Origin of the sequence: Luteolibacter sp. (assembly GCF_039920825.1) — a bacterium.
GTDB lineage: Bacteria > Verrucomicrobiota > Verrucomicrobiia > Verrucomicrobiales > Akkermansiaceae > Luteolibacter.
On the sequence record NZ_JBDSCX010000012.1, the window covers coordinates 1 to 11,688 of the forward strand.

Sequence of the window (11,688 nt, forward strand, 5' to 3'; positions counted from 1 at the left end):
ACGCCGAGTTCTTCAGCTTCGGCACCAACGACCTCACCCAGACCGCGCTCGGCATCAGCCGTGACGACATGGGCGCGTTCCTGCTGCCTTACGTTGAGAACGACGTGTTCGCCAAGAACCCGTTCGCAACCCTCGACACCGTCGGCGTCGGCCAGCTCATCGAAACCGCCGTTGCCAAGGGCCGCCAGACTCGCCCGGACATCAAGCTCGGCATCTGCGGCGAACACGGTGGCGATCCCGATTCCGTGGTGTTCTGCCACAACGTCGGCCTCGCCTACGTTTCCTGCTCGCCATACCGCGTGCCGGTCGCCCGCCTTGCCGCCGCCCAAGCGGCGATCATGGAAAAGCGTGCTGCCAAGAAGAAGTAAGCTCCCTTCGTTCTAACGAATGATTCCAAGCAGCCCTGGGAAACCGGGGCTGCTTTTTTGTAGTGGATCCGGCCGGAATCCACGCCCCGTTCCCGACTGGGACACATTTGTTTCCCACACTGGACAAATCCGGCGGGGTCTGGCATCCATCCGCCCCATGTTGTCCGAGTTAGCGAAAGCCTATGAACCCCAAGCCGTCGAAGCCAAATGGTACGCGGCCTGGATCGCCGGAAAATGTTTCGAAGCCAATCCCGCCTCCGAGAAGGACGGGTATTCGATCGTCATTCCGCCGCCGAATGTCACCGGCATCCTGCACCTCGGCCACGTCCTGAACAACGCGCTTCAGGACATCCTCGCCCGCCGCGCGCGGCAGAATGGCAAGGAAGTGTTGTGGCTTCCCGGCACCGACCACGCGGGCATTGCGACTCAGTCGAAGGTCGAGCGAGTGGTCCGCGAGGAGGAGGGGAAAACCCGTCACGACCTCGGGCGCGACGAGTTCCTCAAGCGCGTTTGGGATTTCAAGAACAAGCACGGCGACATCATCATCAACCAACTCAAGCGCCTCGGCTGCTCGTGCGATTGGAGCCGCGAGCGGTTCACGATGGACGAGCCCTATACCGAGTGGGTGAGCCATGTGTTTGTGGAGCTTTTCAAAAAAGGCCTGATCTATCGCGGGAAGCGCATGGTGAACTGGTGCCCGGTTTCGCTCACCGCTCTATCAGACGAAGAGGTGATCTCGACGCCGCAGCGGTCGAAGCTGTATTTTATGAAATACGAGCTCTCCGACGCACCCGGCGAGTTTCTGGAAATTTCGACGACCCGTCCGGAAACGTTGATGGGCGACGTGGCGGTGGCGGTGAATCCGAAAGACCCGCGCTTTACGAAATACATCGGGCGCAAGGTGAACCGGCCGTTCCCGCATGCGGAGATTCCGATCATCGCGGACGATCATGTGGACATCGAGTTCGGCACCGGCGCGTTGAAAATCACTCCGGCGCACGACAAGGCGGACTTTGAAATCGGTATGCGTCATGGGCTTGAGATCATCGATGTCCTAACACCGGACGCGCACATCAACTGCCCCGAGCTTCCCGATTTCCACGGGCTCGATCGCTTCGTCGCCCGCCGGAAGGCGGCCGCCAAGTTAGAGGAAATGGGCCTGCTCATCAGGATCGAGGAATACGAGAACAACGTCGGTTACTCCGAGCGTGGTGGCGTGCCGATCGAGCCACGCATCTCGATGCAGTGGTTCCTCAAGTATCCGAAGATCCAGGAAGCCGCCGATGCGGTGGCGAACGGCGACATCAAGTTCCGTCCCGAGCGTTGGGCGAAAACGTATGCCCACTGGATGGACAATCTTCAGGACTGGTGCATCAGCCGCCAGCTCTGGTGGGGTCATCAAATCCCGGTATGGTATCGCAAGGACAAGCTCGATGATCTCAAGAACGCCGAGTCGCTAGGCATGGCCGATTTCTCCGCCGGAGATATCCACGTCGGCCTCGAAGCTCCTGCCGACGCTGAAAACTGGACGCGCGACGAGGACGTGATGGATACGTGGTTCTCCTCATGGCTGTGGCCCTTTGCGACGATGGCGAATGTCGGCGAACAAACCGATACCCTGAAAAAATTCTATCCGACCGACGATCTCGTCACCGGTCCCGACATCATCTTCTTCTGGGTCGCCCGGATGATCATGGCGGGCTTCGAGTTCACCGGCGAACTGCCGTTCAAGAACGTCTATTTCACCTCGATCATCCGCGATCTCAAGGGGCGCAAGATGTCTAAGTCGTTAGGCAACTCGCCTGACCCCATCGAACTGATGGAGAAATACGGCGCGGACGGCCTGCGCTTCGGCCTGATGCGGATCGCTCCGACCGGTAGCGACCTTCGTTTTGATGAAGTCTCGGTGGAGGAGGGGAGAAACTTCGCGAACAAACTCTACAACGCCTGTCGGCTCCGCCAGATGGGCGGAGAGCCGTTCCAAGTGCTGGAGACACTCGCCTCGGCGCGTCCCTATCATCTCAATGTGATGGCGAAACTCGACGAGCTCGCGGTGGATCTCGATAGACTTTACGGAGAATATCGCTTTGGCGAAATTGCGCATCGTCTCTATGAGTTTCTCTGGAACGATTTCTGCGACAAGTTCCTGGAAGCCGTGAAACTCGACCTCCGCGACACCGCCGAGCCATGGGCCAAGGCTCTCTCGCTGGGAGTGTTCGACGCGGTGATGGGCCGCTATCTGCAACTGCTCAGCCCGTATATGCCGCACGTGACGGAAGAGCTGTCCGCACGGATGGGCTATGTTTCCGAAGGCGAGTTCCTGATGCAAAAGGAGCTACCCGTTGAACCATTGCTTGCTGCTCTTTCGACTGAGGAAATTGCCGCGGCGCAAAGTATCGCCGGTGAGATTTACGAATCCGCCGGCCGTATGCGAAACCTGAAGGCTGAATACAAAGTCGGCTCAAGGAAGGACGTGAACTTCGTCATCAAGGCTGCTCCTGAATGGCTGTCGGGCGAGGTGAAGGTGCTCGCGCTGCTCGTTGGCGCCGAGGAAATTACGCTCGATTCGTCCTACGACGCACCGAAGGGAACACCTGCCGCAGTTACCGGCATCGGCGAGGTTTATCTGCCGCTGGACGGCCTGATCGATGTGGAAGCCGAACGCATCCGCCTGACCAAGGAAATTTCCAACACCGAAATCGAGGTGAAGAAGTGCGAGGGCAAGCTGGGCAACGCCAGTTTCGTGGACCGCGCACCGCCGGAAGTCGTCGAGCAGGAAAAGGCCAGATTGAACGAATGGAAGGCGAAGTTGATCCAACTTGGCGAGATGCTTACCGCGTTGGCATGACCGCTTGCCAAGGTCCGTTCCATCGTTAGAGTGGCAGTGCCTCGAAACCCATGACGAATCTCAACAGCATTCCCGGCATCGGAAAATTGTCGATCGAGCTTCTCGAAGCGGCGGGATTTCCGAGTGCCGAATCGCTTGCCAAGGCAGGTGTCGATGAACTCGCGGCCGAATTGGAGCGGGCGAATACCATTTTGCGCATCGCCAAAAAGGCTCCGACCCGGGTAAACGTCGAGAAATGGATCACTTCCGCACAGGATCTGACTGGTGTCGAGACGGCCTCCGTTGTGACGGCGACGATGCCGGTGAATTACGAGGATTCTTCCGAGGTGGCGACGATGCTCGCCAATGCCCCCTTCGCCATCCCTCTCCCCGCCAAAGTGCTGGTGGAACAAAAGCTGGCGGTCGCTGACATCCCGCCGGCGATTCTGCTCAACCGCTATTCGGGTGACTTGGAGGTGCGGATCGAGGACCGGGTGCCGGCTCCGCGACATGGCCGCCCGGCAGTTCCTTCGAGCAACGTGCGGATTGCCGATACCAGTGCGACGAGGATCGAATTCGATACCTCGAAAATCAAGTCCACCGAGGAATTGGTGGGTGACGGCCCCCGGACGATCACTTCGAAAATGCCATCTGGAAATGACCGAGTTGCCTTGATTCGGGCCCCGCGGGTGGAAACCAATCTTGGCCGCGATCCTCAGTCGCGCCGTTATATCCGGGGAGTGCTCCACAGTCACCCGGTGGCCATGACTCTCGGTGCGGCGGTGACGCTGTTGCTCGCGGTGCTGCTGCCACTGGCAATCATTTCCGCAGGTCTGTTGCTGCTTTCCGGTGAAATGCCCGAGCGTTTCGGTTGGGTTCCAAAATGGTTGCTGGCGTTCCCGGTGGCTTTGCCAGTGGTCGGATTCTGTTACCTGATTTGGGCGCTGCCCGGGACTTGCCGGATCTGTGGTCAAAAGCAGTTTGTTCCCCGCGCCTGTTTGAAAAACACCAAGGCGCATCATATCCGCGGGCTTGGCCACATCGTTCCTGTCAGCCTCCACATACTCCTGTTCAAGTGGTTCCGCTGCACCTATTGTGGCACTCCGGTGCGATTGAAAAAGTAGCCTAGGATTTCCTATGATTCGTTACCTGACCATCCCGCTCGCGCTGACTCTCGCACTCGGTTCGTGCGCCAAGCTCGGGTTGGGTAAATCCGACAAAAAAGAAGAGCCCAGCCCCTACGGTCCGACCGGGATTCCGCCGCAGCTTCGTGCGAATAAAGGCGATGGCGGTACCGCGGTCGAAGCAGGTGGAAATATTCCCGCGGCTCCCTCGCCTTCGATGTTTACCCCATCGGAAGACATTGTTTACACCGATCCTGACAATCCCGACGCCGCGATCCCCGAGTTGGCGACCCTCCTTTCCGCACCCAAGCGCGGCCCTTGGGAGGACAGCGAAACCGTCGCCAAACAGCGATCCGTCCGCGAGGGCAAGCCGCTGCTCATCTGGTTCACGGATTCGCAAAGCAGCCCCATGTGCAAGGCGATCAGCCAGGAACTTTTCGCCACCAATGATTTCGGAGACTGGGCCACGGAAAATCTCGTCCGTCTGCGGGTCGATAGTTTCGTGAAAATCACCGACCAGGACATGTCGATCGATGACGCGAAAGACCGCGAGCTCCGGATTGTGGACTACAACAACCAGCTCAAGAAGCGCTACAAGATCATGGGCTATCCATCGCTCATCGTTATCAGTCCCAGCGGCGAGGTGGTCGGGCGGTATCGTGGCTACAAGCGGGGCGACGCGCAGTTTGTCTGGGGCCAGTTGAAACAGGCCCAGGCCGTTTCGGACGCCTCCTACAAGGGCTGGCGAACCGGCATGGAGAAAAAGGGCTATCGCGAATGGTCCGACCGCCGCGACCGGAAAGTCTTCGCCAAGCTCGTTTCCTATTCGAAGGGCGAACTCGTCCTCATCGAACCCGATGGCGGCCGCGCCCGCACCAAGGAAGCCAGCCTGTCCGACAAGGACAAGGCGTGGATTGCCGAGCAGAAAAAACTCAGGAACCTCCAGTAAAACAAGAAACCCGGCCAGCGGTGAGGCTGACCGGGTTTTTGGGTTGGGTTTTTAGTGGATGGGATGGGGATTGTTTATTTCCTGCGGCGCAGGATCAGAAGCGTACCGAGCAGGCCGAGGACCGCAGCTGCGGGTTCCGGAACGACGGTGAAGGTGGCGGTCGGTCCCGAGGTAGGGCTCCAGTCGTTCATGACGAAGGTCCCGCCGCCGCCGCCCGTGAAGCTTGCGTTGTTCTGGACGTAGAAATCGATGGTGTAGTTTCCGTTCGACAGGCCGGTGGTCAGGTTCACACCGGCATTGGTCTTCTGCCAGAATTTGTTGTTTCCGCTGGCGCTCGTCGCCGAGCTCATCGTGATGTTGCTAAAGCTGCCGGGAGTGTCGCCGACCTTGGTGACCCGGTAATAGAGGGCCGCTGAGTTTATATTATCGCCGCTGCCGACATCGCTGAAAGTGTTCATCTCGAAACCGTTCAGTCCTAGTGATTGGGCTGATCCGAGATCGATGGTTCCGAAGCTGCCGAGCGCCGGATTGCTGCCGTCCGAGGTCAGTCCGAATCCGCCGCCCGCGTTGGTCAGGCTGTTCGCGGGGGAAAGCACTTGCTTGAAGGAGTTGGCACCGCCGTTGAGAGTCGTGACAACGTAGAAATTACCGAAATATCCAACAGCGCCATGGACATGGCCTGCAGCTGCGACCGTCCCGAGGACGAGTAAACTTTTCAATTTCATGGGTTTTGGGAGGAGAGCAATGGGTTGGAGGACCCCCAAGTTGTAAAAACTAAGCGGAAAGTTCTCAGGAAATCCGACAGCGTCAATCTGATTTTCAGACGGTTAGCTTCGTTCCCCTGGTTCCTTTCCACCGATGGGTTGTCACCTTGAAAATGTCACTCCTCCCGGGCGGGTTTAAAAAACCTGGAGAAAACTTTCATGGCTCTTCCGCCATCGGCAGTTCCTGTAGCGCGGACCGATAAGCCTTTTCGTCGAACGGCTTGCGTGTTCTGAGAATGTTGTCCATTTCCTCGCCAAGACACAGGGCGATCTGAGACTTCGCCTCGTCCTCCGCAATACCGAGCTCGATCAGTCGGGTCAGCGTTTGTGCCACGTAAGGCGTCTGGGGAGAAACAAGTTGCTGTTCCACGGCGGCGAGCAGATCGGGAAGGAGGTCTTCGTTCACACGCGGAGTAGACGCTGAAAGACGGCGAGTCGAAAAGGCCGATTTCAGCCCTACCGAAGCTTACAGAATGACTTTGTATGCAAAGATATTGAATTGTATACAAAATGGAGTTGCGTCCCAGGATCGCAGTTGCCATCTTTGGGAATGGTTTCCAAACCCACCGGTTCGACCATGAGCCAGCCACGGGAAAACAGGCGCTTTCTCGACGTCCCAACTTCAAAACCCTCCAAAATGACCCGACTCTTTTCGCCACTTCCCATTGCTGCGGCTTTCGGTCTCGCCGCGGCCTCGACCCACTCCGCCCACGCCACGCTTATCGCCCGCGACGGATTCAATTACACCGCAGGATCGGCCCTCGCCGGAGCCACCGGCCCGATAGGCTTCAGCTCGGCTTACACGGCGGCCAATGCCGGGTGCACGATTTCCTCACCGGGGTTCACCTACGGAGATCTATCGGTCAGTGGCAACAAAGTGGATTTCGTCGGCACCAACGCCAACGGCAACTTTGGCGTTCTAACCAACTCTCCAGAAACCCCTGGCACCACCATTTACTTCAGCTACCTGATGCGGGTGAATCCGACTTCAGGCTACGCGGGCGTTTCTCTCTACGACGGTGCGGCCACGGAAACGTTGTTCACCGGAAAACGCGGCGGCACTCCCAATGTCTTCGGCCTGGAACCCAAGGTCGGCACCCCGCTGAATTCCACCGTCACCTGCAGCCATCTTTCTCTCGTCGTCTGCCGCATCGACTTTGCCGCTGCTTCCGCGACGATCAAAATGTATGTCAATCCGCAGTCGGGGACCGAGCCGACCACTCCGGATCTCACCGTTACCCGGACCAGCGCGCTTGTTTACGACCGCATCCGCATCCAGGGGAACGGCGCGGTCGGTTCGGTGGATGAGTTCCGCCTCGGCGACACGTTTGCCGACGTCGCTCCTATCACCTACGGCAGCATCCCGCAGGAAATCGTGGTGTGCGGTTCGTCCGTGGCGGCGGGCACCGGAGCCAGCCCCCAGAGCGACGGATGGGCCTACCGCTTGGGAAATCTGTTGGAGAATCAGTCACCGATTGCTCCCGGATCGAAAGTGGCGTGGCAGGTCGACCAAGCGTCGGTCGGTGGAAACAACACCACGGCGGTCCTCAACCGCTTCCAGGCCGACGTTGCGGATGCACGCACCGATGCCAATATGGTCATCATCGGCCTTTCGTTGGCAAACGAAGGCCTCGTCGGTGCCGCCAATCCCCAGGCGATTTTCGATAGCTTTAAAAACGGCATGACCCAGATCGTCGCCAAGTGTCGCGCCGAGGGTTTCTATCCGATCATCACCTTGTGCTACCCGCAGAATGGTTATAACGCCAACGAGTATACCTATCTGAAGCGGATGAACCTGCTGCTCAACACTTGGGACGTTCCTTGTATCAATTTACTCGGTGCCATCGACGACGGCACGGGCCATTGGGCTCCCGGCTATTATTTCGATGACGGTCACCCGAACTCGGCCGGCCACGATGAATTGTTCTCCTCGATCGTGCCTTCCATGTTCGACGCCATCGTCGCGGGCAAGACCACCCAGCCGCAGATGCAGGGGACTAACGGCTATCTCCGCCTCCAGCGCGACGCGGCTGTCACCTCGCCGCTTCTCTTCACTCCCTCGCATCCGGTGAAATCGTTCACCCTCAACATGCGTGTCCGCAGCACTGACACCGGAACGGTCGCCGCCATCGGCACCGGAGCCAACCGTGCTACCTTGGAAATCCGCGACAATTCCTTCGTCTACGTCGGTCCAGGCGGTGCCGAGGTGACCGCCTCGCTCGATGCGAATGACGGCCACTGGCATGACGTCGCACTCGCCCATCGCCACGCTACCGGAAAATCCCTGCTTTATGTCGACGGCCAACTGAAGGGCAGCGTGAACGATTCCTACACTCCGGATTTCTTCTCCGTCGGTGGCGCTGCCGGGGCCTCAGGCCGTGCGCTTGCTCCGCTGAGTGCCGACTTCCAGGACGTCTGCATCTATCGCGCCGCGTGGACCGAGGACGAGGCTCTCGCCCAAGACAAGGGCGCCTTGCAACAAGCGAGCTTGGAAATCTGCGCTCCGCTTGCCGACCTCGCTCCGGTTCAGGGAGCGCCTGTCGCCAACTGCGCCCAAAGCCTTTCCGCGCTCACCCTTCAAACCGCCAACGTTACTCCCATGCCGGCATCCACCACGCCGGGCAATCTCAACGCCAGTTCCTACTCGAGCACCACCGTCAGCCTCACCTGGACCGATCATTCTAACGGAGTTGCCCCGTTCACCATCGAGCGCCGCCGCACCGGCATTGCCGAGCCGTGGACCGTTGCTGGCACCAGCCCGGGAAATTCTCCGTTCTTTGAAAACTCCGGACTCGTCGCCGGCACCAGTTACGACTATCGTGTCTCCACCAGCGAGGGTTCACTCCAGAGCGATTTTAGCAACGTCATTTCCATCCTTCCCGGCGGCCAGAGCGCGAAATCCTATCAGGAATGGATCGCCGGTTACTACACCCAGAACACCGACAACTCGACCTACCTGATCGATTTCAACACCAACGCCAGCCCGGCGTATGGAACCGTGAAATGGAACACCGTCACCAGCACCAGCAGCGCCACGCCCTATCCGCTCAGCGATACCAATAACAATCCATCGGCCTGCACCTGCACCATCACCGATTCTTTCGACCAGTTCCGCAGCGATGCCACACTCGCCCCGCTCACCGGCTATGCCGCCGCCGCCCAGAACAGCCAGTTCTGTCTCCGCGACGATGTTCCTCTAACAGGATCGATCAAGATAGCCGGACTGGATCCCACCGCGACGTATGATTTCTCTTTCCTCGCCCGCCGCGGCGCGCTCGTCGCCGGATTTCACTATATTGGCAACTATACCTTCACCGGCAGCGGTGCTCCCGTTGTTGTCACGGTCGATGCCGCCACCAGCGCGGTGCTCACCAATGTCCCGCCGGTCACTCCCAGTGCCTCCGGCGTTGTCACCCTCACCATTTCCGCCGGGGCCGGAACAGGAACCCCTTTTCCTGTCATCAACTTCCTCCAGTTCAAGCGCAGCAACCCCGCCGTTTACCTCGTCGACTTCAATACCAATGCCAGTCCGGCCTACGGCACTGTGAAATGGAACACCGTCACCAGCACCAGCAGCACCACGCCCTATCCGCTTATCGACACCAGCCAGATCCCTTCCTCCCTGACTGTCGCCATCACCGATTCCTTCGACCAATTCCGCAGCGATCCCGTCGCACCGCTCGCCGGCTACGCGGCCGCAGCCCAGAACAGCCAGTTCTGTCTTCGCGACGATGTTCCGCTAACAGGTGCGATCCGGTTTTCCGGCCTTAATCCTGCCGCCACCTATGACTTCTCTTTCTTCGCCCGCCGCGGTTCGCTCGTCGCCGGATTCCACTACAATGGCACCTACACCTTCGCCGGTCTCGGTGCTCCCGTCGTCGTCACGGTAGATGCCTCCACCAGCGCCGTGCTCACCAACGTTCCGCCGGTCACTCCCACCGCAGCTGGGGTCGTCACTCTAACCATCTCCGCCGCGTCCGGCACGGGCACCCCTTTTCCCGTCATCAACTTCATCCAGCTCAAACGCACCGGAAATACCACGGCGTTCAACGCGATCATCGCGCCCGGTGCGGATCCTGATGGTGACGGGATCAGCAACTTTCAGGAATACGCGCGCTCCTTCAATCCAACCATTAAGGATGCCACTCCGTTCCAAGTAGGTCACTTCGCCATGAGCCCGTCCGCCACTGGCGTTCAATTGGAATTCACCCGTGACCGCAGCGCGCGCGATGTCGGCTACACTCTCCAGAAAACCATCGACCTTATCAATTGGCAGCCCGACACCATCGCCACCCAGACCGTCGTCAACCGCGCCGGAACCATGGAAACCGTCCTTTACGAAAGCCCCGTCACCGATCCCGCGAAATTCTTCCGCCTTCGCCTTCTCGATCTCACCCCGGCTCCTTGAGCCAACGTGGTCTCTGCGTCTCGCCGTTCCGCTCGTCATTTTAGCGGTTGGTTTCTGAAATGATTCGCCGGTCCGCAGGTCGTCGGATAAAAGTCCGGCACCCAGTGATTCATTCCCCTCAAGCGCTGAAAGGCAGGATTTTCACCGTATTCGACCGGATGTTCGATGAACCTCCCGTCGTGGATTCCCGCGATTGGCTCGATGGCGATTCGCTTGAGCTTCTATCAGGAAAAAACTATCGGGAGCTCGTCCCGCTGTTGACCAAGGAACTGGATGTGTTCCCTTTGTTTGCGCTGATCCCGCACGAGGCAGGGCGGTATTACCTGGCATCGGCTCTGATCGCTCATGTGAATTGCCTTCAAGGCGTGGTGGATTGCCGCAATCCGAAGTACCGCTGGATGCACGAGGCATACTGCCTCATCGGCACGATCTACATTTCCATGATCGAATTTCTGAGGCGGAAGGAAACCGTCGAATGGATCCTGCTGAACGAGGATTTAAGGCGACTCATTGGCGATGTTTTCGACACAACCAACGAACTGTTATCCGACCTTGAAGAAAGCAATTTGAAGGATGTCCGTCAGATCATCTCTGAACTCCGGGCGTCGTGCTGAATTCTCCGACTTCCGAAATCAAGCAAGTTTCTCCGCCACCGTCGCCCATTTTCCCTTGTCGCGGCCGCCGTCGGGGATGTTGCACATTTCTGCTAAGAGAACCTTGAATCCGGTTTGTTCGATGACGGCGACCATTTGCTCCGGCGAGAGACTGTCGTAGTAAAACTCATGGCCGAACATGGTGTCTGTGAATCCCTCCGGTGTGTCATCCACCATGATGCCGCTGCTCACCATCAGTCGCCCGCCGGGGACAAGCCAGCGGTGGATCTTGCGGATGATGGGTTGATAGAATTGGCGGGGCATGTGGAACAACGAGTCCCAGCAGACGACAGCATCGAAGGTTTCATCGAGTTCGAAATCCTCCATCTGGCCGTGAATCCAGCGTTGCTCCGGCATCCGCTCGCGGGCGATGGCGAGCATGGCTTCGGAGCCATCGATGCCGGTGATGTGATGACCGAGCTCCGCGATGTGGCTGGCAATTGGCTGCCCGGTGCCGCAGCCGAGATCTAGGACCTTGCCGCCGGTTTTCACGGGATCTAGCAGCAGGGAAAGATACACGGTTTCCTTGGGCCGGAAACCGATACGGATGGCGTGAAACCGCTCCGCGATGGCATCGTAGGAAGCACGATTCATT

The 11,688-nt window shown here is 58.7% G+C and carries 9 protein-coding genes; 6 read left to right on the top strand and 3 right to left on the bottom strand.

Annotated elements, in window-relative coordinates; all coding sequences use genetic code 11:
• The 4 genes from ABIQ96_RS02620 to ABIQ96_RS02635 all read left to right on the top strand — a co-directional run.
• Nucleotides 1–368 (top strand): putative PEP-binding protein (locus ABIQ96_RS02620; RefSeq protein ID WP_348212985.1); only part of this gene is annotated, 368 nt, incomplete at its 5' end.
• Nucleotides 369–525: 157 nt separating this feature from the next.
• A complete protein-coding gene (locus ABIQ96_RS02625) occupies nt 526–3,216 on the top strand; it encodes a valine--tRNA ligase (protein WP_348212986.1) in 2,691 nt (896 codons plus the stop codon).
• A 50-nt stretch (nt 3,217–3,266) separates the two neighbouring features.
• Nucleotides 3,267–4,319: a DUF4332 domain-containing protein gene (locus ABIQ96_RS02630; protein ID WP_348212987.1), complete on the top strand. Its 1,053-nt coding sequence runs from the start codon at nt 3,267–3,269 to the stop codon at nt 4,317–4,319.
• Nucleotides 4,320–4,332: 13 nt separating this feature from the next.
• Entirely contained in the window at nt 4,333–5,268 is a 936-nt protein-coding gene (locus ABIQ96_RS02635) for a thioredoxin family protein (protein WP_348212988.1), read from the top strand.
• Between the two features lie 74 nt (nt 5,269–5,342).
• Here the strand turns inward: ABIQ96_RS02635 and ABIQ96_RS02640 are convergent, their stop codons facing one another.
• On the bottom strand, nt 5,343–5,993 hold the full coding sequence (locus ABIQ96_RS02640; RefSeq protein ID WP_348212989.1) for a hypothetical protein: 651 nt from the start codon (nt 5,991–5,993) through the stop codon (nt 5,343–5,345).
• A gap of 196 nt (nt 5,994–6,189) precedes the next feature.
• Nucleotides 6,190–6,438 carry a hypothetical protein gene (locus ABIQ96_RS02645; RefSeq protein ID WP_348212990.1) on the bottom strand — a complete coding sequence of 83 codons (249 nt, stop codon included), beginning with the start codon at nt 6,436–6,438 and terminating at the stop codon, nt 6,190–6,192.
• A 231-nt stretch (nt 6,439–6,669) separates the two neighbouring features.
• On the opposite strand from ABIQ96_RS02645, the gene ABIQ96_RS02650 reads away from it, so the two are divergent.
• Together ABIQ96_RS02650 and ABIQ96_RS02655 are read left to right on the top strand one after the other, a co-directional pair.
• On the top strand, nt 6,670–10,440 hold the full coding sequence (locus ABIQ96_RS02650; RefSeq protein ID WP_348212991.1) for a GDSL-type esterase/lipase family protein: 3,771 nt from the start codon (nt 6,670–6,672) through the stop codon (nt 10,438–10,440).
• Nucleotides 10,441–10,544: 104 nt separating this feature from the next.
• Entirely contained in the window at nt 10,545–11,054 is a 510-nt protein-coding gene (locus tag ABIQ96_RS02655; RefSeq protein ID WP_348212992.1) for a hypothetical protein, read from the top strand.
• 18 nt (nt 11,055–11,072) lie between these two features.
• Here the strand turns inward: ABIQ96_RS02655 and ABIQ96_RS02660 are convergent, their stop codons facing one another.
• The gene (locus ABIQ96_RS02660; RefSeq protein ID WP_348212993.1) at nt 11,073–11,687 is read right to left on the bottom strand and encodes a class I SAM-dependent methyltransferase; all 615 of its coding nucleotides are present in this window, start codon (nt 11,685–11,687) and stop codon (nt 11,073–11,075) included.
• Nucleotide 11,688: the final 1 nt, after the last annotated feature.

Excerpts from the sequence above, each read along its gene's own strand:
- ABIQ96_RS02625 (WP_348212986.1), top strand. The coding sequence starts at position 526 with ATGTTGTCCGAGTTAGCGAAAGCCTATGAACCCCAAGCCGTCGAAGCC.
- ABIQ96_RS02630 (WP_348212987.1), top strand. The coding sequence starts at position 3,267 with ATGACGAATCTCAACAGCATTCCCGGCATCGGAAAATTGTCGATCGAG.
- ABIQ96_RS02635 (WP_348212988.1), top strand. The coding sequence starts at position 4,333 with ATGATTCGTTACCTGACCATCCCGCTCGCGCTGACTCTCGCACTCGGT.
- ABIQ96_RS02640 (WP_348212989.1), bottom strand. The coding sequence starts at position 5,993 with ATGAAATTGAAAAGTTTACTCGTCCTCGGGACGGTCGCAGCTGCAGGC.
- ABIQ96_RS02650 (WP_348212991.1), top strand. The coding sequence starts at position 6,670 with ATGACCCGACTCTTTTCGCCACTTCCCATTGCTGCGGCTTTCGGTCTC.
- ABIQ96_RS02660 (WP_348212993.1), bottom strand. The coding sequence starts at position 11,687 with ATGAATCGTGCTTCCTACGATGCCATCGCGGAGCGGTTTCACGCCATC.